At 40.5% G+C, this 25,460-nt stretch carries 18 protein-coding genes; 10 read left to right on the top strand and 8 right to left on the bottom strand.

All coding sequences use genetic code 11. The features are described from left to right. Nucleotides 1-440 precede the first annotated feature (440 nt). Nucleotides 441-1,934 (bottom strand): guanosine-5'-triphosphate,3'-diphosphate diphosphatase, encoded by a 1,494-nt coding sequence (gene gppA, locus WDB87_RS00840; RefSeq protein ID WP_286245790.1) that lies wholly within the window; start codon nucleotides 1,932-1,934, stop codon nucleotides 441-443. 44 nt (nucleotides 1,935-1,978) lie between these two features. Further along, nucleotides 1,979-3,256, bottom strand: a complete 1,278-nt coding sequence (gene rhlB, locus WDB87_RS00835) for an ATP-dependent RNA helicase RhlB (RefSeq protein WP_054983731.1) — start codon at nucleotides 3,254-3,256, stop codon at nucleotides 1,979-1,981. Nucleotides 3,257-3,347: 91 nt separating this feature from the next. On the opposite strand from rhlB, the gene trxA reads away from it, so the two are divergent. Next, nucleotides 3,348-3,674, top strand: coding sequence for a thioredoxin TrxA (gene trxA / locus WDB87_RS00830; RefSeq protein WP_055015906.1), 327 nt, complete (start codon nucleotides 3,348-3,350; stop codon nucleotides 3,672-3,674). A 183-nt stretch (nucleotides 3,675-3,857) separates the two neighbouring features. Beyond that, a complete protein-coding gene (rho, locus tag WDB87_RS00825) occupies nucleotides 3,858-5,117 on the top strand; it encodes a transcription termination factor Rho (protein ID WP_004588958.1) in 1,260 nt (419 codons plus the stop codon). A 231-nt stretch (nucleotides 5,118-5,348) separates the two neighbouring features. Here rho and WDB87_RS00820 read toward each other — a convergent pair whose 3' ends face one another. Next, a complete protein-coding gene (locus tag WDB87_RS00820; RefSeq protein WP_337848733.1) occupies nucleotides 5,349-8,162 on the bottom strand; it encodes a tetratricopeptide repeat-containing hybrid sensor histidine kinase/response regulator in 2,814 nt (937 codons plus the stop codon). Between the two features lie 75 nt (nucleotides 8,163-8,237). Here WDB87_RS00820 and WDB87_RS00815 point away from each other — a divergent pair, with 75 nt between their 5' ends. Then, nucleotides 8,238-8,801, top strand: a complete 564-nt coding sequence (locus WDB87_RS00815) for a DNA-J related domain-containing protein (protein WP_286245788.1) — start codon at nucleotides 8,238-8,240, stop codon at nucleotides 8,799-8,801. Here WDB87_RS00815 and dbpA read toward each other — a convergent pair whose 3' ends face one another. Then, complete coding sequence (gene dbpA / locus WDB87_RS00810; RefSeq protein ID WP_337848732.1) at nucleotides 8,802-10,190, bottom strand: ATP-dependent RNA helicase DbpA; 1,389 nt, start codon at nucleotides 10,188-10,190, stop codon at nucleotides 8,802-8,804. It lies immediately after the preceding gene. Nucleotides 10,191-10,397: 207 nt separating this feature from the next. Between dbpA and WDB87_RS00805 the strand changes: the two genes are divergently transcribed. The 3 genes from WDB87_RS00805 to WDB87_RS00795 all read left to right on the top strand — a co-directional run bounded on the left by WDB87_RS00805 (nucleotide 10,398) and on the right by WDB87_RS00795 (nucleotide 15,062). Further along, nucleotides 10,398-12,476, top strand: a complete 2,079-nt coding sequence (locus WDB87_RS00805) for a TonB-dependent siderophore receptor (protein ID WP_337848731.1) — start codon at nucleotides 10,398-10,400, stop codon at nucleotides 12,474-12,476. A gap of 150 nt (nucleotides 12,477-12,626) precedes the next feature. Continuing rightward, on the top strand, nucleotides 12,627-14,027 hold the full coding sequence (locus WDB87_RS00800; protein ID WP_337848730.1) for a M20/M25/M40 family metallo-hydrolase: 1,401 nt from the start codon (nucleotides 12,627-12,629) through the stop codon (nucleotides 14,025-14,027). A gap of 93 nt (nucleotides 14,028-14,120) precedes the next feature. Beyond that, the gene (locus tag WDB87_RS00795) at nucleotides 14,121-15,062 is read left to right on the top strand and encodes a tetratricopeptide repeat protein (protein ID WP_337848729.1); all 942 of its coding nucleotides are present in this window, start codon (nucleotides 14,121-14,123) and stop codon (nucleotides 15,060-15,062) included. A 49-nt stretch (nucleotides 15,063-15,111) separates the two neighbouring features. Here WDB87_RS00795 and WDB87_RS00790 read toward each other — a convergent pair whose 3' ends face one another. Both WDB87_RS00790 and WDB87_RS00785 read right to left on the bottom strand, forming a co-directional pair. Continuing rightward, nucleotides 15,112-17,070, bottom strand: a complete 1,959-nt coding sequence (locus tag WDB87_RS00790; protein ID WP_337848728.1) for a S9 family peptidase — start codon at nucleotides 17,068-17,070, stop codon at nucleotides 15,112-15,114. Nucleotides 17,071-17,184: 114 nt separating this feature from the next. After that, nucleotides 17,185-18,096 (bottom strand): DUF808 domain-containing protein, encoded by a 912-nt coding sequence (locus WDB87_RS00785; RefSeq protein ID WP_286245782.1) that lies wholly within the window; start codon nucleotides 18,094-18,096, stop codon nucleotides 17,185-17,187. A 133-nt stretch (nucleotides 18,097-18,229) separates the two neighbouring features. Between WDB87_RS00785 and WDB87_RS00780 the strand changes: the two genes are divergently transcribed. From WDB87_RS00780 to WDB87_RS00765, 4 genes are all read left to right on the top strand, one after another. Then, nucleotides 18,230-18,520 (top strand): MliC family protein, encoded by a 291-nt coding sequence (locus WDB87_RS00780; protein WP_286245781.1) that lies wholly within the window; start codon nucleotides 18,230-18,232, stop codon nucleotides 18,518-18,520. 163 nt (nucleotides 18,521-18,683) lie between these two features. Next, nucleotides 18,684-20,150, top strand: a complete 1,467-nt coding sequence (gene ubiD, locus WDB87_RS00775; protein WP_286245780.1) for a 4-hydroxy-3-polyprenylbenzoate decarboxylase — start codon at nucleotides 18,684-18,686, stop codon at nucleotides 20,148-20,150. A gap of 103 nt (nucleotides 20,151-20,253) precedes the next feature. Beyond that, nucleotides 20,254-20,967, top strand: a complete 714-nt coding sequence (gene fre, locus WDB87_RS00770) for an NAD(P)H-flavin reductase (protein WP_337848727.1) — start codon at nucleotides 20,254-20,256, stop codon at nucleotides 20,965-20,967. Between the two features lie 162 nt (nucleotides 20,968-21,129). Further along, nucleotides 21,130-21,546 (top strand): CBS domain-containing protein, encoded by a 417-nt coding sequence (locus WDB87_RS00765; protein ID WP_286245779.1) that lies wholly within the window; start codon nucleotides 21,130-21,132, stop codon nucleotides 21,544-21,546. Nucleotides 21,547-21,592: 46 nt separating this feature from the next. Here WDB87_RS00765 and add read toward each other — a convergent pair whose 3' ends face one another. Further along, the gene (gene add / locus WDB87_RS00760; RefSeq protein WP_286245778.1) at nucleotides 21,593-22,594 is read right to left on the bottom strand and encodes an adenosine deaminase; all 1,002 of its coding nucleotides are present in this window, start codon (nucleotides 22,592-22,594) and stop codon (nucleotides 21,593-21,595) included. Between the two features lie 138 nt (nucleotides 22,595-22,732). Next, entirely contained in the window at nucleotides 22,733-25,423 is a 2,691-nt protein-coding gene (locus WDB87_RS00755; protein ID WP_337848726.1) for a CHASE domain-containing protein, read from the bottom strand. Between the last annotated feature and the right edge of the window lie 37 nt (nucleotides 25,424-25,460).

Genomic DNA, 25,460 nt, shown 5'->3' with positions numbered 1-25,460 from the left:
AGTAGTTATTGCTGTTGGTCACTCAGTTTCAATTGAGACTCTAAATTTGTTTGCCTCGCTACTGAAGTAGGTTGGCTGTTAGAACTCAATCTGTACGAGTGCCCACACAGATGATTGCTTTATATTGTTAAAGAACGTTGCGATTAAAGCGTTAAACTTTATCTCGCTAGGGCTGCGCATCTTACGCTTTCCTATTTTTTTGTCAACACTTAATTTTGTTAAACTTGAAAGTTTTTAAAACTAAGTTTTACTCGACTCACTGATTAACTCTTGTCTCGCTAAGCGTTGCTGCCTGCCGTCTCAGTGGGGTCGCATTATAGGGAGATCCGAAAACAGATCAACCCTTTTTTGAAGAAAACTTGAAATAAATGACTGTTCGCGTGAAATTGAAGCAAAATGGTTACTTTAAACACTAAAAAGGCCCTTACGGGCCTTTAATATTAGTTTACGATGAGTTTCCAACCGAGTTTGCTTTGCAATTTAGACTCTTGTTGTAGCTCACTAGCCATAAGAGGGTGTTCTTTTAACCAGTTATTGGCAAACTTTAAGTCTAAGGTGTCTTTTTCTACAGATAACTCTATTTTAGGAAGTACGTCATCTTGTCGGCGCATCGATAATATTACGGCAATTCTTAATAACCTTACTAAGTATTGGGTAAGCGTACTATGTGCTCCTAGAAAGTCGAAGCTGCCTTTTTGAATATCGGAGCGATGTGCGTTGGCAACTGCTGCAATCACTTTATGTTCAGATTGTGAGAAACCTGGCATATCGGTGTTTTCTATGATGTAGGCTGTGTGCTTGTGATATTGCTTGTACTCTATTAATAAACCAATTTCGTGTAGTTGTGCTGCGGCTTTTAAAAGCGGCAACGCATTTTCACTAACAAGCGGCCAGCTTTCACCGACTTGTTCTGCCAGTTGAATAACTAAGCTAGATACCCGATTAGCTTGCTTTTGATCAACATGGTAACGGTCCATAAACCCATTAATAGTGCGCTTACGAATATCATTGTTATGCAGCTCTGGCACCATACTGTAAAGCACACCTTCGCGTAGCGCACCGCCCGCTAATCCCATTTTCTCAATTTCAAGCGATTCAAATAACGCAATTAAGATAGCAAGACCAGATACAAAAACTAATCTGCGCTCTTCGCTCAAACCAGGTAAGTCTAGTGCAGCGATAGTGCTAAAAGTTATTGATTGCTCTTTTATTTTATTTAGCTTTTCTAGGGTGAGTAGTTCATCTAAGTTTTGCGCAACCATTATTTCTTGAATGGCTTGCACCGTGCCAGAAGCACCTGATGCAATTTGCCAACCTGCTTGCTTATATTCAGGGGCAATTTCATCAATGACTTCGTGAGCAGCTTTGATGGCAGCATTAAAGTTTGCTTCACTTAATTGGCAATCTTTAAAATAGCGTTCTAAATAAGTAACACACCCCATATTTAAGCTTTTATAGTGCAATGCCTCAAAGCCCTTACCTATGACGACTTCGGTACTTGCACCACCAATATCAATAACTAGCTGTTTGCCGGTGCATGATGAAGTGTGTGCTACGCCCTTATAGATAGTTCGTGCTTCTAGCTCACCGCTTATTACATTAATCGTGTGGCCTAAGATTTTTTCGGCTTGTGCTTTGAAAACATCGGCATTCGTCGCAAGACGTAATGTGGCTGTTGCTACTATGGTGATATTTTGTTTTGGAATGTCTTGTAGGCGCTCAGCAAAAAGTGCAAGGCACTCCCAGCCTCGCTGCATTGCTTCAGTGCTTAATACGTTATCTTTATCAAGCCCTGCGGCTAATCTTACTTTGCGTTTAACGCGGCCTATAGTTTGTAAGCCGCCAGCAATTGATTTAGCAATTAGCATATGAAAGCTATTTGAGCCTAAATCAATGACTGCATACACATTTTTTTGCGGTTTAAATTGCCCCACCGTTCAAAAACCTCTAGTTACTACTACGTACAGTAACGGTCGAGTTACGACCGTCCTTTTTGGTAACTATTATTTGGGCGACGTCCGTTATTATTACTACGATTACGTGGGCCTGTAGAATAGTTGCGCTTTCTTTGAATAGTAGGCTTTGTTAAATCATCTAGCAATGCGGTTTTATCATAATGTGATAAAGGAATGCTGTGCTCTATGTATTCTTCAATTTCATGCAGGTTATAAGCGTACTGCTCACATGCAAAGCTAATTGCATGACCTGATGCGCCCGCACGACCAGTACGGCCAATACGGTGAACGTAATCTTCACAATCATCTGGCAGGTCAAAATTAAATACATGACTTACCTCAGGGATATGTAGCCCACGTGCTGCCACATCGGTTGCCACTAAAAAGTCTAATTCGCCTTTGGTGAATTGCGCTAATATAGATTGACGTTTTTTCTGGTTTACATCGCCAGTGAGCATACCTACCCGGTGGCCATCGGCTTTTAACCAAGCATACACTGTTTCACAGCTGTGCTTTGTATTAGCAAAAACAATGGCTTTATCTGGCCATTCTTCCTCAATTAAAGTTAATAGCAGCTTAATTTTATCTTCTTGAGAAGGATGAAATAGCTCTTCTTTAATTCGCTTACCTGTTTTTACGTCTGGCTCGATTTGAACGTGCTCAGGGTTAGTCATATGTTCAAAGGCTAGTTCTTGCACACGATAAGAAAGCGTGGCAGAAAATAACAGGTTTAATCTATCTGCTGTATCTGGCATACGGCGGAACATATAACGAATATCTTTTATAAAGCCTAAATCGAACATACGATCGGCTTCATCAAGCACAACTACCTCAATTTCATTAAGGGTGTAACAGCCTTGCTTGTACAAATCGATGAGTCGACCTGTAGTACCAATTAAAATATCAACGCCTTTTTCTAATTGTGCACGTTGTTTTTCGTAATCTTCGCCACCATATACTAAACCTAAGTTAAGATTACAGTGCGGCGCTAAAATTTTAGCATCTTTGTGTATCTGAATCGCAAGCTCCCGAGTCGGGGCCATGATCAGGGCTCTTGGATGTTTACTAGGTGCTTTGCTAGATTGTAATAACCGATGGCACGTGGCAGTTAAAAACGCCAACGTTTTGCCCGTACCCGTTTGTGCTTGGCCCGCGATATCGCGTCCGTCACAAATAAAAGGTAGGCATTTTGCTTGAATGGGTGTGCAATATTCAAACCCACTTTCGGTTAAACCGGCAACCACTTCCGGTGCGATAGCAAAGTCTGAAAACTTTTTATCGGTCAAATGTGTCTTAGTCATAGCGTTTAAGCATAACGTTTAAACTTGCAATAAGAAACAAGAGTGTTTAAATACGCACTAAATATTTCGCCTAACTAAATCGGAGAGCGCAATGAGCGAGAAAATAATCCAAATTACTGACGATAGCTTTGAAGCTGACGTATTACAATCAGACAAGCCTGTACTAGTAGATTTTTGGGCTGAGTGGTGCGGACCTTGTAAGATGATCGCCCCTATCCTTAATGAAGTAGCTGATGAATACGACAGCCGTGTAACAGTAGCTAAATTAAACATCGACCAAAACGCGGGTACACCGCCTAAATTTGGTATTCGTGGTATCCCTACTCTGCTTCTTTTTAAAGACGGCCAAGTAGCTGCAACGAAAGTTGGTGCGCTTTCTAAAACTCAACTTATTGAGTTCTTAGAAAACAATATCTAAGTAAAAAATTAAAAAAAAGGGCGTTTTTGCCCTTTTTTTGTGTTTATTTTGTATAAAGACTGGACGCTATGCCAGTGAACTGCTAGTTTATAAAGCCAACTAATCCTTAGTTATATTCAACAAACCTCACTCAACTATCAAAGCGATTTTGAGTATGACAATTGTAATAAAGAACCCACCAATATGCATTTACGCGAATTAAAAGACAAGTCTATAAAAGAACTTGTAAACTTAGCTGAGTCCATGGGGCTCGAAAACGTAGCCCGCTTAAGAAAGCAAGATATCATTTTTGCCATTCTTAAAGCACACGCCAAAGGCGGAGAGAATATCTTCGGTGGCGGTGTACTAGAGATTTTACAAGATGGTTTTGGTTTTTTAAGATCATCAGAAGCATCTTACTTAGCTGGCCCAGATGATATTTATGTATCTCCAAGCCAAATTCGCCGTTTTAGCATGCGTACTGGCGATTCTATTTCAGGGCTTATTCGCCCACCTAAAGATGGCGAACGCTACTTTGCTTTATTAAAAGTAAATGAAGTTAACTTCGATAAACCTGAAAACTCTCGCACTAAAATTCTTTTTGAAAACCTTACCCCACTACATGCAAACGAACGTTTTCGTATGGAACGCGGTAACGGCAGTAAAGAAGACATTACCGCTCGTGTACTTGATTTAGCATCACCAATTGGCCGTGGCCAACGTGGTTTGTTAGTAGCACCGCCTAAAGCGGGTAAAACAATGCTACTACAAAACATTGCACAATCAATTACACACAATCACCCAGATGTTACATTAATGGTTTTACTTATTGATGAGCGTCCGGAGGAAGTAACCGAGATGCAACGCCTCGTTAAAGGTGAAGTTATTGCATCAACGTTTGATGAGCCAGCTTCTCGCCACGTACAAGTTGCAGAAATGGTTATTGAAAAAGCAAAACGCTTAGTTGAGCATAAAAAAGATGTGGTTATCTTGCTTGATTCAATCACTCGTTTAGCACGTGCTTACAACACGGTTATACCTTCGTCAGGTAAAGTACTTACCGGTGGTGTTGATGCTAATGCACTGCACAAGCCTAAGCGCTTCTTTGGTGCCGCTCGTAATGTTGAAGAAGGCGGTAGCTTAACAATTATTGCTACAGCGCTTATCGACACAGGCTCTAAAATGGATGAAGTTATCTACGAAGAGTTTAAAGGTACCGGTAACATGGAGCTTCACTTAAATCGTAAGATTGCTGAAAAGCGTGTATTCCCAGCCATCGACTTTAATCGCTCTGGTACGCGTCGTGAAGAGCTACTTACTAAACCAGATGAGCTACAAAAGCTGTGGATTTTACGTAAGATTGTTCATGAAATGTCAGAGATTGATGCTATGGAGTTCTTAATTGATAAGCTTTCTATGAGCAAAACAAACGATGAATTCTTCGACTCGATGAAACGCCAATAACCGCGTTTTCATTACATAAAAAAAGCGCCTAAGGCGCTTTTTTTATGTTTAAACGGCTAATTCAATCAACTTAGATATTTAGCCTTTTTAGCCTTTTTAGCATGCTAAATAAAGCGTTAATGGCGTTATAAATTTCTTATGTAGAGCAACTACGTATCAAAATTCATGCCTTATTACCACTCTATTTATCTATCGCTATAAATGTGTAATAACTTAATAAGATTGGGATAGTTAACTCTCGTTATATTTTTTAAGTACGCGCTGTAATTCATCCACAAGCTTTTGAATGTGTTCTTTACTTTGGCTTTGTTTATTGAGTAAAGCCATATCTAGATTTTTAGCGGCCCTGGCAATATCGTCTAACGCAAACATTTGCGCAGCGCCTAAAATACGATGACTGTCTTTTTGTAATGCCTCTAGGTCATTACTGTTATGGTGCTGACTTATAGTTTCACTTTCAAACGTGAAGCTTTGCTTAAAGCTTGTTACTAAATCGCTCATGTCTATCTTAGCTGTATAGGCTGCATCTTGTTTTGCTTCATCTAAATACTGAGCAAGGGTGTTATAAAACGCGTTTTTATCTAATGGCTTACCTAAATATCCTGTAAACCCTAGTGCAAGATAATCATCAATTTCATGGCTCATTGCATTAGCTGTTAAAGCAAAAACAGGCGCTTGAAAGCCGCACTTTTGCAATAATGTAAACGCTGCACGCCCATCCATAATAGGCATTTGTATATCAAGCAGTACGAGGTCTGGGTATATTTGTAGGCATTTCTCCACCGCTTGCTCGCCATTTTCTACCGCAATAACTTCAAGCCCCATAGAACGTAAATAACGACTTATGAGCCTGCGGTTATCAGGGTGATCCTCAGCCAGTACTACGCGCCCAGTTAACTGCTTAACCTGTTTAGAGGCGCTTACATGTTCATACTCATCTTGCTCTTTTGCAACTTCTACACAGGGTAAAAACAGTGAGAATTGACTTCCGCGTTTAAACTCACTTTGTACACTAATGTAGCCACCCATCATAGAAGCTAGCTGTTGTGACAAACTTAGACCTAACCCGGTACCCCCAAAGCGACGGCTAATACTGTTATCGGCTTGGCTAAAGCATTCAAATATTTGTTTTAGCTGCGATGAGTTCATGCCAATACCGGTGTCTTTAACAATAAAAACAAGCCCTTGCTCGGTTTTATTTAAAGATATAATAACTTGCCCCGCCTGAGTAAACTTAACAGCATTAGCGCATAGGTTAATTAGTATTTGCTTCACCCTCATTAAATCGAGTTTGGTATAAAACGTATTGCCTACATGGTTATCAAAACGAATTTGTAAATGCTTCGCTTTGGCCTGCGTAATAAACATAGCATGCACATCGCTAACTAGCTGCACTATGTCAAAGCAAGAAACATTGAGCTCTAACCTGTTTGCTTCTATTTTGCTTAAATCGAGTACATCATTAATTAAGCTTTTTAAGTGATCGCTATGTCGTTGAATTATTTTCAATTCATCTTGTAGGTTTTCGGGCTCGTACAAACCATTAATTAAATCATCTGTTTGGCCTAAAATAGCTGTAAGCGGAGTTCTAATTTCATGGCTAATATTTGCCAAAAACTGGCTTTTAACATCATTAGCTTCTCGTAGCTCTTGGGCAATAGCTTGTAGCTCTGCGGTACGCTGCGCAACTTGTTCTTTTAATAAATGTTTAGCACGCTTTTCTGCGCCTCGTCGATAAAGCGCGGTACCCGTTACAATCACTAAAAATAATAAAACAAAAATAAAAACCGTAAGCTGCGAACGCTGGCTCATTTTTAGCTTTTGTACTTTTCTTTCTTGCTTAAGCTTTTGAATTTCTTGATTTAACTGAGTAGCTTTAAATTGATTTTGCAGCACAGCTAAGGCGCTGGTAATTGTTTCGCTATTTATACCGCGCTGCTCTGCTACAAACTTTTCGTGCAACGTTAATGCCTCAGCGTAGTTACCTTTGCTTGCCTCTAAGAGCGAACGTGTACCAAAAGCATCGCGCTTTATACGCACACTATTATATTGTGTGGCCAAATCGGTTGCTTTATCTAAGCTTATTTGTGAATCAGTAAGCTCACCTCTAACAAATTGTATTTTTGCCAGTGCATGCAAGGCATTAAGCTCTAAACTGTGGTTAGCAATTTTAAGAGCGTTTTGTACCCCTAGCTTAGCTTGCTCGTAAGCAACATCCACGTTATTAAGAATTAAATTGATGTTTGCTAAATTAGTGTATTGGGTAGATAACTTATTATAGTCATTAGTAGAAATATAATAACGCAATGCCATTTGGTAATAATGCAGCGCTAAATCAAATTGCGAACTCTCGTAATAAGCAACGCCTAAGTTATTATTAACTTGTGCTATGCCGCTGGTATCACCTAATTTTTGATATACTTTAAGTACTTCTTTATAAAATAAAATTGCACTTTCATAACGCGATAACCGAATATACACCCCTGCTATATTTAGTAATATATCAGCTTGGTCTTGCGCACTGCCCTTTTTCTCATAAATCTCTTTTGCTTTTAAATAATATTCGAGCGTTAGCTCCATATTATTCATTTCAAAGTACGCTAAACCAATATTACTAAGCAAGTTTGCAAGTTCTACTTGCTTATTGTTTTTTTCAACAATCACCATGGCGCGGCTATATTCAACAATAGCTTGCTGAAAATACCCCTGAAAATAAAACATAACGCCTTGCATTTTAATGGCTCTAAAATGCATATCTGGTAAGTAACTTAAGGAAGTGTGCTGTTCTAATTTTTTAAAATACTGCAGGGCATTTTCAAAATCATCTGAGGAGAAGGCTAAATCGGCAAGTTCAGAATAAACACTGACCTTTTGAGATTCTGTTATGTTTTTCGCTTCAAGCAGCGCATTACCGAGCGTGAGTTTTACGTCCCACTGCTGCTCTTTTTTAAATTCATCAAATAAAGATACACTATTTTGAGCAAAGCTAGGCAGTATGAACACACAACATAAAACAAATAAAAGGCACTTCAATTTGCCTAGCATAATATTATTCCTTCAAACTTTAGCTTTAGTCAGTGTAATCTTTATTGAAGATACACAACAAAACGAGCGCAAACAATGCTTAACCCCCTGATTGATGAGATTTTTGAGCTACTTTTATCTCAGCGAGTTTGGAAAGTTCACACCATAGCTGCAACGCTGGCCGAGCAAGGGGTGTTACCACCTTTAGATGCAAACCCTGAACAAAATTTATTTAAAAAGAATTTTTTAATTATGAATGCGTTATTTGAGCTGCAAACACAGCTATTACCCAAGCACTTAATTATATCGTCATTACATATTGAACTTGCAGAGCCAAGTAGCAATGTAGCAACGCAATCCCATTTAAAAAGTTACTATTTAAACTGGGAAAACTACGACACCAGTGCCAAAGACATTGAGGCATTATTAGATAGTTTTTGGCAGCAATTTAACCCACTAATAAAGCAGCCTGTTGGGCGTATTGAGCCATTACTTAAGGCTTGGCAATTACCGCCAAACTTTAGCATGGCTATGCTACAAAAGCGCTGGCGGCAATTGGCATTAAAACATCATCCAGATAAGCAAACTGGAAGTGCATGTAAATTTAGACAAATAAGAGCCGAGTATGAGCAGCTTAAACTAGCTGCTCAAAACACATAATTAACGGGTAAGGCGACGGGCGCGGATTTTACGCCCTTTAATATTACCCTCGGTTAATTTTCGCAGTGCAGGTTTTGATGCATTACGCTCTACCGCTACAAAGGCAACGTTATCAAGTACATTTATTTTACCTACTTGGCGCCCTGCAACCCCCTCTTTGCCAGTAAGGGCACCTAAAATATCACCAGCGCGCACTTTTTGCTTTTTGCCGGCATCAATCATTAGGGTGACCATTTCTGGCTTGTAAGGCGGCTTTTCTAATAAGCTGAAGGCAGGCATTGGTTCTGGCAAAAAGTCTCGTTCGTAATGGTCGCCAATTTGCGCCACTTTAAACTGTTCAGCATCACCGTAAATAGAGCACGCAATGCCTTTTTTACCTGCTCGGCCTGTGCGTCCTACACGGTGCACATGGGTTTGTGGGTCGTGAGCTAAATGGTAGTTTATTACCATGTCCATGTCGTCAATATCTAAGCCACGCGCAGCCACATCGGTTGCCACTAATATTGACGCGCTTTTATTAGCAAAATGAATTAACGTACGTTCGCGATCACGTTGTTCTAAGTCACCATGAAGCGCCACTGCACTAAAGCCTTCACTTGCTAAATCATCACAAACTTGTTGTGTTTCTACCTTGGTATTACAAAAAACAACACAGCTTTGTGGGGTAAATTTAAGTAGCAATAACTTAAGCGTTGAATAGCGCTGTTTGTTGTTATCCATTTTGTAAAAGTATTGCTTTATTGTACTTTTTTCTTGCTCTTCTTCTACTTTTATCATCTCTGGGTTTTTTAATACGCGCTTTGCAATCGCTTCAATTGCACGCGGAAACGTTGCACTAAATAACAACGTTTGACGATTTTGAGGTATGCGCTCAATAATCGCATCAAGGGTATCTTGAAAACCCATATCAAGCATTTGATCTGCTTCATCAAGTACTAACGTTTCAACATCGTCTAAACGCAGAGTGCCTTTACGAATATGATCGTCCACACGCCCAGGTGTTCCAACAATAATGTGCGCGCCATGCTCAAGCGAGCCTATTTGTGGACCAATAGAAACCCCGCCGCATAAGGTTAAAATTTTAATGTTGTGAATACCACGGGCAAGTTTGCGCATCTCTACCGCCACTTGCTCGGCCAGCTCGCGCGTTGGACAAAGTACAAGCGATTGAATACGAAAACGTTTTACATTTAATTTTGCTAAAACACCTAAACTAAAGGCAGCCGTTTTACCTGAACCGGTTTTTGCTTGCGCAATAATATCTTTACCTGCCAAAACAGGCGGTAAGCTTTGCGCTTGTACAGGCGTCATTTGCGAGTAGCCAAGTGTTGATAAATTATCAACTAAACCAGCAGGTAAAGCCAAAGATGAAAATGCAGTAGAAGTCACAATTAATTCCAAAATAATAAAAACAACACAGGGCTTAGCCCCAAAATATGAGCTCTATAATAGCAGAATTCAGATTAGGCAACCATTAATACCCGTTACGCATTATTTTACGATGCGTTAATCCTTGTTAATAAAAAAGTTGCAAATGATACTAATTTTCATTAAGATCCTCGAAAAATTTTAACACCCTAACACTGGATGTAACCGATGAAACTAAACTCACTGTACGTAGCACTTGTTGGTGCCATTAGCACAAGCGCCTTTGCCGCCTCTACTGACTTAGAGCGAATTGAAGTTAAAGGAAGCTATTTTAATGACTATAAAGTCGACAACGCTAACGGAGCAATGAGAACATCAGCGTCATTGTTAGAAACAGCGCAATCGGTAACTGTTATTAGCGATACAATAATTAGCGAGCAATTAGCAACCACCCTTGGTGAAGTGCTTACTAACGATGCAAGTTTAACTGCCGGCTCTCAACAACGTAACCGTGAAGTATTTAACTTACGCGGCTTTGAACTGAGCTCTTCGACAGGCTACTTACGTGACGGACACCAACATTGGTCTCACTACCAGCAACCGATTGAAATTCTTCAACAAGTAGAAGTTATTAAAGGCCCATCAAGCATTTTATACGGCCAATCTGGTCCTGGTGGCTTAGTAAACATGGTGACAAAAAAGCCTACGGCGACAACATTATTTAACGCCAGCGCAGATGTAGACCAACATGGTTCTACCCGCTTTATGCTAGATGCGGCTGGTGCACTTACCGACGCTGAAGATTTACGCGCACGCGGTATTTTAGTAAAGCAAGATGTTGATTACTGGCGCGAATACCAAAACGGCGAAAACCGTGAACGCGACCGTTTTTTAGGTGCTGTAATTGTTGATTACGATTTAAGCGACAACGCATTAGTACGCGTACATTACGACCGCACAGATGACGAAGCAGGCCTAGATACAGGCGCATGGATAGATGACAACGCTAATGTGATTGGCGATGACAAAACCATTCGCGATATGTCTTGGGCATTTACCGACATAACGGTAGAAAACTTAGGCGTAGATTTTGAGGTGTACTTAAACGATCACTGGCAAGTTAAGCTTGGTTACAACGAGCAAACATTTGAGCGCCAACGTTTTGAGTCATCTCCTAGTCGAAACTCTTACGTCACTCAAACGAATACATACACTTCGAACCCATACGATCGTTTTGATGATTGGCAATTCACCACTGCATTTATTGATTTTATTGGTGAATTTGAAACGGCTGGCATACAACACCAATTTCTAATCGGTGCTAACTCGCTTGACTACTATTATGGTCAACTACGCACATCTGCTGATTCATTTAGTTTTACAGCAGGCCAAAATGAACCTGCCCGCCCAGATGTCAGCTATAAAACTGATCTCACTAAAAGCGAAACTGAATATGACTACTACGGTGTATACGCCCAAGATTTAATTACTTTTTCACCACAATGGCAAGTGTCTGTTGGCGGTCGCTTTGATAAGCAAACACGTGAAGGACAAAATAACGAGTCGTTTTTGCCTAAATTCGGCGTACTTTATCACCCGAATGCATCTGCAACTATTTATGCCAGTTATACAGAAGGCTTTGAGCCACAAAACGAAACCATTACTGACGAAGAAGATATCAACTTTGGTATGAAAATAGATGCTGTCACCTCTGAACAAAGAGAGCTTGGTATTAAATGGCAGCTATTTGATGAGCGTTTAATGCTTAGCGGTGCTATTTTCGATATAAGTAAAAATGGAACCTTAGTTACAGAACAACTTGAAACACCTATCGGCTCAATTACCACTGAAACAAACCAAGTTGGTGAACAGCGTCATAAAGGTTTTGAAATGGCAGCACAAGGTGCAGCAACTGACCGTTTATTTGTTATGGCATCTGCAATGTATTTAGATGCTAACTATGAAAGAGCGAACGAAAATCTACAAGGTAAACGACCTACCGATGCCCCTAAATGGTCTGCATCACTTTGGACACGCTATGAGTTAAACGACACCATTGCGTTTAATGCCGGTGCTTTTTATGAAGGTGAACGCTTTGCAGATAGCGATAATTCTATTACCAAAGATGCCTATACACGTATAGATGTTGGCGCAACTTATAAGTTTAACATGAGTAACACCGATATAAATCTTCGCCTTAACGTTGAAAATCTATTTGATACTGATTACTTAGGTGGCGGCGGTAATGGTAATGTAACTATTGGCGAAGGCACAAATGTACGTCTAGCAGCTCAATTTAGTTTTTAAGTTATAAAACTTAACCTATCAAGCCCGCGCAATTATTATTGTGCGGGCTTTTTAATGCCGATTAAAAACATCACTGTATTCATCTCATCTATTTTTTAAAGCCTTAAAAAAATGCTCTAATGCACGTAATTATAAAAAGGCTTACTCAATATGAAAAAAATTATTACAGCACTTTTACTAACTAGCAGCTTAACTGCTAATGCAACAAGTGCAGAATTCACCGCTAAACAATTACAACAGGTTGATGAAGTGCGCAGTGCTGCGCTGAAAAGCCCTTTAAGCTACGAGCTACTCGAATCACTCACAACAGAAGTGGGTCCTCGCTTACCCGGCACTGAAAACGACAAAAAAGCAGTCGCGTGGGCTAAAGCAAAATTTAACGAACTTGGTTTTGATAAAGTATGGCTTGAAGAAGCAACCTTTCCAAGCTGGCGCCGTTACAGCGAAAGCGGAAAAATACTCACCCCAAGTGAGCAACCACTGCATTTAACTGCCCTCGGTAACAGTGTAAGCACACCTAAAGATGGCATTAGTGCACCGGTTGTGTTGTTTGAAACATTGGATGAGCTAATTGCAGCACCAGCAAATAGCTTAGAAGGTAAGATTGCGTATATTAATTACCGCATGAACCGCGACATAGACGGCAACGGTTACGGCCCAGCGGTTAAAGCACGCGGCACAGGTGCTGTTGAAGCTGCAAAAAAAGGCGCTGTTGCTTACATGATGCGTTCGGTGAGTACAGCTCACCATCGTTTTGCTCACACAGGAGGCAGCCACTATAAAGAAGGCATTAAAAAAATACCCAACGTTACCATTGCCAACCCCGATGCAGATCAGATTGCTCGCTTAGTGGCTTTAAATAAAGAAGTAACCGTTAATATAAATATACAAACACAAAGCCTAGGAGAAGGCACAAGCTATAACGTTATAGGCCAATTTAATGGCACCGAAAACCCTGAACAATATGTGTTAATTGGTGGCCACCTAGACTCGTGGGATTTAGGCACTGGTGCATTAGATGATGGTGCAGGTGTTGCGCTAACAATGGCTGCCGCTAAACATATTAGCGACGTTAAGCGCCCTAAACGCAGTATTCGCGTTGTACTTTTTGCAGCAGAGGAACTTGGCCTTTGGGGCGCAAAAGCCTACTTTGCACAACATAAAAATGATTTGCATAATATAGTGGCTGCTGCTGAGTCAGACTTTGGCGCCGATGTTGTATATGCTTTTGAGTCTAATGTAGATGCAACTTCACTGCCAGTAGTACGTGCTATAGCAAAAGAACTGGCGCCATTAAACATTGAGTACATTGGTAAAAACCAGGCTAACGGCGGGCCTGATTTAATTCCATTTAAAAAAGCGGTTTCAGCACCTATATTTGAGTTGGCTCAAGATGGCACCGATTACTTTGATTACCATCACACAGCTGATGACACGCTCGATAAAGTAACACCTGCTAAACTGCGCCAAAATACCGCTGCGTATGCTGTATTTGCGCTAATGGCCGCCGATGCCAAAACCACGATTAAACCTAAATTAGACACAAAATAATAACTGACATACTTACTTACAGTTTGTCGCTTTAATAAACGCACTCCTTGTTTTACCTTTATATAAATAAAACAAAACAAGGAGTGTGTAGGTATGTTGCTTTTCAATACGAGTCAGTCATTTCCTTATTTTGCACAAACGCAGTGCTGCCCTAATTGCCATAGCCGCGCCTATCATCTGATAAACCAAAGTCGCTTTTTACGCTTTACGGTTATTCCTGTTTTACCTTTAGCGCTAAGCTATAAATACGAATGCTATCAATGTGGCTATAATGCGCCTGCAAAGCTAAAGCAGTTACCTATTTTTGAAATTGTCACTCTACCTAAATACTTTATAGGAGTGTTTTTAGCGTTATGGGTGGGGCTGTTTTTTTACCAACAACACGCTGCAGCGCAAGCGCAAAAGCAACACTACTTAACTAACCCTAAAGCGTACGACACGTATTTAGTACACGCCGATAAATTTACTCATGAGCCATGGACACTGACCAACTTAAAAATTGCGCAGGTTTTAAGTTTTGATGAGCAGTTTATAACTTTTCAGGTAAGTAACTACAGCTATAAACGTAACAACGGCATTACGACAGCAATGCGTACTAGCTTATTAGTGCAAAACGGTTATTTCTCAACTGACAAAATTACTTTGCCTCGCAGCGAAGTGATAAGGCTCTATAACGACGGGGTGATTTACGACGTACTGCGCCCCTCGGCAAATAGTTTATATGGTGGGTTTGTGATGTTTCCGCCAAAACCTAAACCGCTATATAAAGGTTTAAAGCTCGACAAAAATAACCAACAGGGCATTACGTATTTTAAAAACGGACAGTATAGCGATGCGCTTGAGAGTTTTACTCTAGCCGCAAATGCCGGCTCGCAATGGGGGCAGCTCAATCTTGCGCAAATGTACCGAGATGGACAAGGCGTGACTCAAAATGTACAAACAGCAAAACATTGGTATGAGCAGGCAATAGCGCAAGGTAATAGCAAAGCGAAAATAGAATTAGAGGAAATGTGCGATAAAGCAAACTGCAAATAAAAAATGGCCAGTTTAGCTGGCCATTTTCAATCTTCGTTCATACTTATAATTAGAAAGTCATATGCTCATCTAAAAAGTTAAGTACCTGCTTGTAGTAGCGCGTTCTGTGCTCTGCTTTATAAAAGCCATGCCCTTCATCTTCAAGTAACTCGTATATATAAGGATGGTTTTCTTTTTTTAGTGCTGCAACTAAAGACTCAGCTTGCTCAATTGGTGCTCTCTCATCCTGCCCACCGTGTACAATTAAAACTGGCGCTTTAAGTTTGTCTATGTTGTAGCTAGGTGAAAAACGCTTTAACAGTGCCTCATCAGTACCAAGCGCGCTTTTAAGATAGCGCTGTCCACGGTCACGTTCAGAGATATCGCCTTCTTCAAACATTAGTGGTAAATCGTACACCCCAACTACACCAATAGCACACTGAAACATATCAGGTTCTAAAATTGCACTTTGTAGTGCCGAATAGCCACCAAAACTTGCGCCCATTATACAAATATTATCTTTATTTACAGTGCCTTGCTCTATTAAGTATTTTACACCGTCAATAATGTCGTATTGTATTTCAGCACCCCATTTTTTATGTCCGGCATGTTCAAAGTTGCGGCCAAAGCCACCAGAGCCTCTAAAGTTAACTTTTAGTACTGCAATGCCTCTACTGGCTAATAGCTGAGCTTCGCTCTCATAGCCCCACCAATCTCTTGGTCCATGAGGCCCACCGTGGGGCATAACAACTAAAGGTAAGTTTTTCTCATCAGTATTATTAGGGATGGTTAAATATCCGTATATTGTTAAGCCATCACGCGCTTTATAATTTACAGGTTTGGTTATAGCCATTTCAGTTGGCTTGATCCAGCTTTTAGTCGCAAACAAAAAGCGTAAGCTATTCTTTTTGGCATCATACAAGTAGTAGCTGCCAGGGTTCGTATCGCTGGACGCAAAGATAATACTCTTCTCACCATATTCAGTACTACTAACAAGCTGAACTTGCTGCCCTTGAAGCGATTGTATTAATGCCTTTAAGCGCTCACTTTTATGTGAATTATTTATAAAGGAATAGGCAGGATAGCCAAGCTCATTTTCAATTGCGAATAATTCTTTAGAAACTTCATCTACCCACACTTTTTTTGGAGAAACATGCTGTTCTTTATGCAAAAGCTCAAACTTTTTGCTCTCTAAATTTAGTTTATAAAGCCCCTTTGCTTCGCCATTTTCTGACGCTGTAACATAAACAGAAGCACCCGTACTATCAAACGCATGGAGGCTGATATCAGTGTATTTTAACTCTCCTAAATCAAGCTGTTGCCATTCACCACCTGACTTCTCACGGGTATAAATGTTTTGATTAATATAATCATCGTTTGAAACAGCAACACGCACATTACCATCATGATCTGTTAAAAAGCCTGCCATTTTTGATGGTGAACGAGCGACTCTTTTTCGCTTTCCGCTGTAAATATCAACTTCATAAACTATTGTATGCGGCTCATTTGATGCGCTCCATGGGTAGGTCAGGATCAGCATTTTACGCCTATCATGAATAAGCGGGTCTAGTACATAGGAAGTACCTCGTATTGGTGTCGCTTTTTTAATGCGGGTGCCCGTTTGCATTTCACCTTGGTAACCCACTAAGTATTTGCCTTGGCTACCATCAGCATTTACACCAAAAAGCTCCCCATGAAATTCGGGATGATCTTTCCAGCCTTTAATGTACTCTTTAGCCAGTACAATTCTTTCATTGTTAACCCAATAATAATTACCAACCTGGGCATCATTAGGAAACCTGATTGCATGACTTACTTTAAATGTATCTGTGGTTAGCACCATTAATACATTTTTTCCTTCAGGGCGAGTAATTACAGCTAAGTACTTTCCATCAGGTGAAATTTTTACACCTGCAAACTCTATATCTTTACTAAAGCTTTCTATCGGTACCAAGTCGTTACTTGCTGTAGTATGAGAGCTAAAAATACTGACCAGCAATAGTGACAAATAAGCCAAATACTTATTCATTAAAGTTCCTTTTATTTATTTTTTATTAAGCTTTAATGTTACATACTTTTAACAAAAATATACACTATGCTTCTCCCTTTTATGTAAACAGGCGTAAATTAATAGAGTTATAATCTAATGCTTAGGGTTAATAAGTTTACTCCAAACTAAATGCAGAATAACAATGCATAGCCCCGCTACTACCCCTAGTAATCCGTCGAATATAAGAGGGGCTAATGTTTCGCCGGTGCCATTTAGTAACGACTTCCCTATATTTGTTACTTCTAATTGCCAATGATGTAGTAGCTCAATACCGTGGGATAAAATGCCGCCACCGACCAAAAACATGGCCACAGTGCCGGCAAAGGCTAAAAATTGCATAAGCCTTGGCGCTGCAGCTAATAGCCCCTTACCAAGCAACTCTTTAAATTTATTAGCCGACACCTTTGATTGGTTAAGTAAATACAAACCCGCGTCATCAAGCTTTACAATACCGGCTACAAGCCCATATACACCAATGGTCATTAAAACGGCTATAACACACAAAACGAGTGCTTGGTTTACAAGTGTGGCGCCTGCAACTGTTCCTAAAGTGATCACTATAATTTCGGCTGAGAGTATAAAGTCGGTGCGTATGGCTCCTTTTACTTTTTGCTTTTCATACTCAGCCGGGTCTAATAGCTGCGACTCACCCGCCTCTTTGTCGGGATGAGGTAAAAACCGAGCAAATACTTTTTCAGCACCTTCAAAACATAAAAATAAGCCACCGATTATTAGCAGCGGGGTTATTAACCAAGGTAGCCATACACTTATTAGCAATGCAGCGGGCACCAAAATAGCTTTATTTATGAATGAGCCTTTTGCTACCGCCCAAACCACGGGTAATTCGCGATCTGCTGTAACGCCTGTCACTTGTTGGGCATTAAGTGCTAAGTCATCACCAAGTACACCGGCTGTTTTTTTAGTGGCGACTTTACTCATCGTGGCAATGTCATCAAGTAAGGTTGTTATATCATCAAGTAATGTTAAAAGGTTAATGCCTGCCATGTTGCTTCCTAGCTAAAAAATAATGCTATCAACATAGCTTAATCCGTAATTTTCACCAACGGTTAATTTTGCTTTGTTATGCTGATTAAACGCAGTGATTTTTAGCAGTGGCAAACTTACTTAGGGGATATTAATGAAAGCATTGGTGGTTATTTTTACAAGTATGCTGGTTTTATCAGCCTGTAGTAATGAGCCTAAAAGTACCCACTATTTATGCAACGATCGCGTAGTAGAATTAGCCCACCAAGGAGCTGGGGCAACACTTACTTTAAATGAGCAAACATATACGCTTAATAAAGAGCCTAGCGCATCAGGGGTAAAGTATATCAATGAGCGAGTGTTATTTTGGTCTAAAGCCGATGAAGCGATGTTGATTATTTCAGGTAATAAATACCACTGTAAACTAACAAACGCTAACGTGTAATAGCGTGATGCTGCCTATAAAAGTCTTATTGTACTAATCCTTTTTTTATTATCCTGCGTAAAACTAGCCGAGCTTTAACCATCGCCTTTGCTAAATAACTGCGCATGCATTTGTTGTTTAGTTGGGTATAATACTTTCTCTTTTTGCTTAGTAGCGGCCTACCATGAAATATAAAGATTTACGTGATTTTATCGATTTGCTTGAAAAAAAAGGCGAACTTAAACGAATTACTCAAGAAATCGACCCGTATCTTGAAATGACCGAAATAGCCGACCGTACATTACGTGCTAAAGGCCCCGCATTATTGTTCGAAAACCCAAAAGGTCACAGTATGCCTGTGCTCGCAAACTTATTTGGTACACCTAAGCGTGTTGCTATGGGCATGGGCCAAGAAGATGTAAGCGAGCTGCGTGAAGTTGGCAAGCTGCTTGCTTTTTTAAAAGAGCCCGAGCCACCAAAAGGGATTAAAGAAGCATTAGGGCAAATTCCGGTATATAAACAAGTACTCAACATGCCAGCTAAAGAAGTAAAAAAAGCACCGTGCCAACAAGTTGTTTTACAAGGTGACGATGTAGATTTAACTAAGTTGCCAATCCAGCATTGCTGGCCAGGCGACGCTGCTCCCCTTATTACTTGGGGTTTAACCGTTACCAAAGGGCCTTATAAAAAGCGCCAAAACTTGGGTATTTACCGCCAGCAGCTTTTAGGTAAAAATAAAATTATTATGCGCTGGTTATCGCATCGCGGTGGCGCGCTCGATTTTCAAGAGTGGTGCAAAGAAAACCCCGGAGAGCCTTACCCAGTTTCGGTTGCATTAGGGGCTGATCCTGCCACTATTTTAGGTGCCGTAACACCTGTGCCAGACACGTTAAGCGAATATGCTTTTGCTGGCTTACTGCGTGGTAGTAAAACAGAAGTGGTTAAGTCAATTTCAAATGACTTACAAGTTCCTGCCAGTGCCGAAATAGTACTTGAAGGCTACATTATGCCAGGCGAAATGGCACCCGAAGGGCCGTATGGCGACCACACAGGTTACTACAATGAAGTTGATGATTTTCCTGTGATGACAGTGACCCATTTAACACACCGTAAAAACCCAATTTACCATAGTACATTTACTGGTCGTCCGCCTGATGAGCCAGCAGTTTTAGGTGTGGCATTAAACGAAGTATTTGTGCCTATATTGCAAAAGCAGTTTCCAGAAATCGTCGACTTTTACTTGCCACCCGAAGGTTGCTCTTACCGTATGGCCGTGGTAACCATGAAAAAACAATACCCAGGCCATGCTAAACGCGTAATGATGGGCGTATGGTCATTTTTACGCCAGTTTATGTACACTAAGTTTGTTATTGTTTGCGATGATGATGTAAATGCCCGTGACTGGAACGATGTTATTTGGGCCATCACTACCCGTATGGATCCTGCCCGCGACACTACATTAATTGAGAACACGCCAATAGATTACCTCGATTTTGCCTCGCCGGTATCTGGGCTTGGCTCAAAAATGGGCATGGATGCAACAAATAAGTGGCCAGGTGAAACCGACCGCGAATGGGGCGAGCCAATTGTCATGGATAAAGCGACAAAAGATCGCGTTGACGAAATTTGGCAAAGCCTAGATATACTTTAAGCACGCCTGGTGAATATAAACAGGCTATAAAATAACCCCGCAGATATGTTAATATTGCCCCACTTAACTGCATATCTGCGTAAACGCTGCTAAAAGGTAAAAAATGCAAACATTAAAAGCTGAAGTTGTTGCCATCAGCCCACTTACAGAATTTGTTCATAAAGTAATTTTAAAGCCTCAACAACCTGTTACGTTTGAAGCTGGCCAATACATGCAACTTGTACTTGGCGAAAAAGACAAGCGCGCATTTTCGATTGCAAGTCGTCCATCGCAATGTGATGAAATTGAGCTTCATATTGGCGCATCTAAAGCCGACTCTTACGCAATGCAATCGCTTGAGCATTTGCGTAACGCGCATCAAAATAATACACCGGTAAATATAGAAGCCGGCCTTGGTGTATCACAACTTCGCTTACAGTGTGAGCGACCTATTATTTTATTAGCTGGCGGCACGGGGTTTTCTTATGCAAAATCAATGGCTGATCACCTAGCTGAAATTAACTGTGACCGCCCAGTATTATTTTACTGGGGTGTTAAAGAAGAGTCAGCATTGTATGCTCACAGCGAAATGCAAGCATGGGCAGAAAGTAACGAGCACTTTAAATTTATTCCTGTTGTAGAAAACCCATCGGCTAATTGGCAAGGTCACACCGGGTTTGTGCACAAAGCCGTGATGCAAGATATTGTGTCGTTAGAACCTTACGACATTTATATGGCTGGGCGCTTTGACATGATTGGCATTGTACGTGATGACTTTATTGCTCATGGCGCTGTTCGTGAAAACATGTACGCCGATGCATTTGCGTTTATAAAATAAATTTTTATTGATAATACAAAGGCGCCCCACGGCGCCTTTGTTATTTCTATCAAATTTAAGCTATTAATTGGTATAACCTATTGCTTTAATCAGTATAAACAATTTCCTAAATTCCTATCTATAAACCATACTTTGTATAGAACATCAGCGGGAGAGACCCAAATGTTAAATACAAAAGTAAAAGATTTTATGCAACGTAAGTTGCCACACATTACCCCAAATACCGAAATGACCACCGCTATTAGCGAGCTGCAAAAGTTTAACTTATTAGGCGCACCAGTATTTGATGACAATAAATCGCTGGTTGGTTTTATATCTGAGCAAGAGCTGTTAAAGCCACTAATGCAAAGCAGCTATTTTTGCGATGGCGTAGTAAAAGTTTCGCAGCTTATGCAAACCGAGGTTGTAACCGTTAATGCCGATACCAACATTATCGAGCTTGCCGAGCAAATGAAAACAGGAAAGCCAAAAAACTACCCCGTTGTTGAGGGTGATACCGTGATAGGGCTGATTGGCCGAAGCGATGTATTAAAAGCACTATTTGATAATTACGTGAGCTGCCAAACAAAAGTAAGCTGACATAAAAAATGCCGCTAATAAGCGGCATTTTTTATATTAAGCGTGTTTAACGTGCTGCAGCAAGCGCACTTAATGCGGCTTTATCACTGTCGCTTAAAAATGCAATTTCTAGGGCATTTGCTTGCGCCTTGTGCATATCGGCTTGTGTTAAGCCCGCCTTTGGCGCAGCCACTAAATATTCATGTTCAATTTCAATGCCCTCTACAGCCGGATCGTCAGTATTGATACACGCTAAAATACCGTGATCTAAAAACTGTTTAAGGGGGTGTTTAGCTAAATCGTTTACAGTACTGGTTTGAATGTTACTGGTTAAGCACGATTCAATACCAATGCGGTTATCGCGCAGGTAGTCCATTAGTTTAGGGTCTTCAATTGCTTTTACACCATGACCTATACGGCTTGCACCTAATTCATTAATGGCTTGCCAAATACTCGCAGCGCCAAGCGCTTCACCGGCATGAATGGTGGCGGCCAAGTAAGCGTCTCTTACTTGCTTAAACTGCTCGATAAAAAGCTCTCCCGGGAAACCAATCTCATCCCCGGCTAAATCAATCGCTACTAAATCATTTTTAAATGCAAGTAATGCGTCAAGCTCCTGCTGACAAGTTTTAACCCCGTAAGTACGCGACATAATACCAATTAAGTTTGCTTTAATATTTGCGCCTTGAGTCGCCGATTTAATACCATCAACCACGGCCTCAACCACCCCTTGCGGGTGTAAGCCTTGGCTTTGTGCCATATAATATGGGCTAAAGCGAAGCTCTACATAATCAAGTCCCTGGGCTTGAGCATCTTCAATGTTTTCAATTGCAATGCGTCTACAGGCGTCGTAATCGCCCAGTACCGTTACACCCCAGTCAAGCTTTTGCAAAAATGCCATTAAATCAGGTTCAGGATCAATAACTTGCACGTGAGGTATAAGCGCCTCTACGTTATCAGCTGGTAGCGTAATATTAAACTGTCGACCAAGTTCTAGTATGGTTTGCGCACGTACATTGCCATCTAAGTGGCGATGAATATCTAGCAGAGGTAATTTTTTATTTATCATAATAGCGACTCGGTTAGGTTAAAATTGCGCGCATGATACGCAGGTACAGTTATTTTTCAAGTGTAGTGCACTTAAAGTAAATATTAGCGGTCATATGTCTGCTTTTTACTCAAAAAGTGAACAAAGTTAGGGTTTTGTTCACTTATTTTGATGAGCTAAGTGATGCCAGAGTGTTTTAAATAAGGTATTTGCTTCAATGGGTTTAGTAATATAGTTATCCATACCGCTGGCAACTGCTTTTTTAACATCGTCATCGTGAGCATTAGCAGATAAGCCAATGATAGGTAGGTCAAACAAACCAAGCTCATTACGAATAACTCGCGTAGCTTCAAGGCCATCCATTTTAGGCATTTGTATATCCATAAGCACAATGTCGTAGGTATTCTCAGTCAGTTTTTCAATCGCCTCAAAGCCATCATTGGCAATATCTGCAACGCACCCTTTGGTTTTTAAAATAGCGCTCGCGACGTGCTGATTTAATGGGTTATCTTCAACAAGTAATAATTTATAATCTGCAAAAGAAAGCGCACTAACATCTATTTCATCATATTGTTGCTTTATTTGCTCAGCCTTTGGTAGCGGCGAATAAATTGGTAAGCTAAAGGTAAACGTAGAGCCATGCCCTTCGTGGCTTATTAAATCAATTTCTCCACCCATCAACTCCACAAGCTTTTTACATATACTTAAACCTAACCCGGTGCCGCCATATTGACGCGAGGTAGAACTATCGGCCTGTGCAAACGGTTTAAAGAGCTGTTTTTGCGCCTCTTTACTAATACCAATACCGGTATCGTTAACGCTAAAGTAAGTCATTTTTTTAGACTGCCACACCTTAAGTGTGATGCTGCCTTTGGCTGTAAACTTAATGGCATTATTGATTAGGTTTAGCAAAACTTGTTTTAAACGTATAGGGTCGGTGTTGATGACCAAGTTACTTGATTTATCGTAATCAAGCATAAATTCAAGTGACTTGGCTTCAATGTCAAACTGCAGTAAATTGGCCACTTCTTCACTGAGTGTGCCTACATCAATTGGCTCTTGAATTAAATCAAGTTTGCCGGCTTCCATTTTAGAAAAATCAAGCACGTCATTTAACACTCTAAGCAATACGCCAAGTGCGCCATCGGCTTGCTCAATATAACTGCGTGCCTGCTGCCAATCGTTTTGCTGTAGGGCTAAATAATGCAGCCCTTTAATGCCATTAATAGGGGTGCGAACTTCGTGGCTCATATTTGCTAAAAACTGGCTTTTTATTTCATTGGCTTCATCGGCCTTTTGCTTTTCTAAGCGTAAAATTTTAGTTTGTTTTGCTACCTGCTCACGTATACGAATATTGGTACCCGTTACCGATATTAAAAAGGTAATAAGCAGCCAAACAAATAACATACCGGCTATTTGCGCAAGCCAATAAACTAACCATGACTCGCGCTGCATTGACTGGTGTAGCTCCACCTGCCATACCCGCTTACCAACCAATAATTTATAGTCTTTTAACGGCAATAGTTGCTGATGATCGGCAATAAAAATAGGCTGGGCATTATTTTCTGTCGTGGTGTCTGTAAAGCTCACCGCAACACGGTTGTTTTGCTCAAATAACACCGCGTTTGATAGCCTCTCTAAGCTCACAACCGCTACTACAAAACCTTTAAAATCATCTTCTGTAATATTGTTGCCAAACACCGGATGAAAAAACAGCACGCCGCGCTCAGCTTCGTTTTGTACTAAATTTATTGGTTCACTGATCACCAACTCATTTAACACCTTCGCTTTTATTAACGCAGAACGCCTAACCTCATTGGAGGCAAGATCAAAGCCAATTACATCTTCATTTCCCGATAAAGGATATGCATATTGCACGGGGTAATAAAAATCTCGTAGAGAGGCGGCCTGCCAACTGCCATCTTTTGCTCTTTCTTTTAAGCTATATTGAGCCAGCTCTGTTTTGTTATTAGCTTCTATATACTGAGCTAGGTTTTCACTAGGTAGGTAGGGCACCCACTCAAATGCTAAAATTTCTCCGCTATAACTAAGCTGCTTAGAAGTAAACTGCTTAAATTCAGTAAAACTCACATCATCACTACTAGAAAAAAAGGTAGCCAGTAAAGCAAGATGTGCTGTTATTTCGTTAATTTTATTGTTGATGGCATCTTGTGTGGCTGATATTTTCAACTCTTCTTTTTGGATGTTTTTTTCTTTTTTTACACTGGCCGCACCATAAAAGCTAATACTAATAACCATATAAATTAACAGTGAGGGCAGTATAACTTGTAGGCGATAATTTATCTGTGAATAGTTAAATGCCGCTAGCATAAGCGGTGTAAAAACAAGCACCCCAATACTGTCACCTATCCACCATGCTATAAACGTATCCCAACCGGCTTGAGATACAATAACGCCATTAAAAATTAATAAGCTGGTGCCTACACCTGCAGCTATAACGCAGCATAATGGGCCTGCAACAACTAAGCTTTGAATACAGTGTTTTAAAGAAGATAAATCAAGGGGCGCTTTAATCACTTTAGTGACCAACAGGCTACCAACCCAAGCTTGTACAGTAGAGGCAAAGGTAACAGCCGCAGCATGCATAAATACACTTAACTGAAATATCGCTGAGACGCTTTCTAAATGAATGAGGTTAGTAAAAAAAGCCCCTAAAACAATACCTAGTAAGCTCTTTCTGCCCCAAATTAAAAAGCCAGCAAGCGCAATCCCTGAGGGCGGCCACACAGCCACTGCATAGCCATCTATTGCTAATAGTAAATTACTGAAATATCCGGTAAAAAAGTAAGCGCACGCTAAACTTACAGTGACAATGAAAAAGTGTTTCAACCCAATGCTCCCGAATATCAAAGCTGCAAAAGTATAA

The organism is Pseudoalteromonas sp. C12FD-1 (assembly GCF_037414265.1).
Lineage (GTDB): Bacteria > Pseudomonadota > Gammaproteobacteria > Enterobacterales > Alteromonadaceae > Pseudoalteromonas.
This window is presented reverse-complemented; position numbering and strand designations above follow the sequence as displayed.

What these genes read in the sequence shown, in the direction of transcription:
- trxA (WP_055015906.1), top strand. Translation starts at nt 3,348, where the DNA reads ATGAGCGAGAAAATAATCCAAATTACTGACGATAGCTTTGAAGCTGAC.
- WDB87_RS00820 (WP_337848733.1), bottom strand. Translation starts at nt 8,162, where the DNA reads ATGCTAGGCAAATTGAAGTGCCTTTTATTTGTTTTATGTTGTGTGTTC.
- fre (WP_337848727.1), top strand. Translation starts at nt 20,254, where the DNA reads ATGCAAACATTAAAAGCTGAAGTTGTTGCCATCAGCCCACTTACAGAA.
- add (WP_286245778.1), bottom strand. Translation starts at nt 22,594, where the DNA reads ATGATAAATAAAAAATTACCTCTGCTAGATATTCATCGCCACTTAGAT.
- rhlB (WP_054983731.1), bottom strand. Translation starts at nt 3,256, where the DNA reads ATGACTAAGACACATTTGACCGATAAAAAGTTTTCAGACTTTGCTATC.
- WDB87_RS00795 (WP_337848729.1), top strand. Translation starts at nt 14,121, where the DNA reads ATGTTGCTTTTCAATACGAGTCAGTCATTTCCTTATTTTGCACAAACG.
- WDB87_RS00785 (WP_286245782.1), bottom strand. Translation starts at nt 18,096, where the DNA reads ATGGCAGGCATTAACCTTTTAACATTACTTGATGATATAACAACCTTA.
- WDB87_RS00765 (WP_286245779.1), top strand. Translation starts at nt 21,130, where the DNA reads ATGTTAAATACAAAAGTAAAAGATTTTATGCAACGTAAGTTGCCACAC.
- WDB87_RS00790 (WP_337848728.1), bottom strand. Translation starts at nt 17,070, where the DNA reads ATGAATAAGTATTTGGCTTATTTGTCACTATTGCTGGTCAGTATTTTT.
- WDB87_RS00780 (WP_286245781.1), top strand. Translation starts at nt 18,230, where the DNA reads ATGAAAGCATTGGTGGTTATTTTTACAAGTATGCTGGTTTTATCAGCC.
- ubiD (WP_286245780.1), top strand. Translation starts at nt 18,684, where the DNA reads ATGAAATATAAAGATTTACGTGATTTTATCGATTTGCTTGAAAAAAAA.
- rho (WP_004588958.1), top strand. Translation starts at nt 3,858, where the DNA reads ATGCATTTACGCGAATTAAAAGACAAGTCTATAAAAGAACTTGTAAAC.
- WDB87_RS00805 (WP_337848731.1), top strand. Translation starts at nt 10,398, where the DNA reads ATGAAACTAAACTCACTGTACGTAGCACTTGTTGGTGCCATTAGCACA.
- WDB87_RS00800 (WP_337848730.1), top strand. Translation starts at nt 12,627, where the DNA reads ATGAAAAAAATTATTACAGCACTTTTACTAACTAGCAGCTTAACTGCT.
- WDB87_RS00815 (WP_286245788.1), top strand. Translation starts at nt 8,238, where the DNA reads ATGCTTAACCCCCTGATTGATGAGATTTTTGAGCTACTTTTATCTCAG.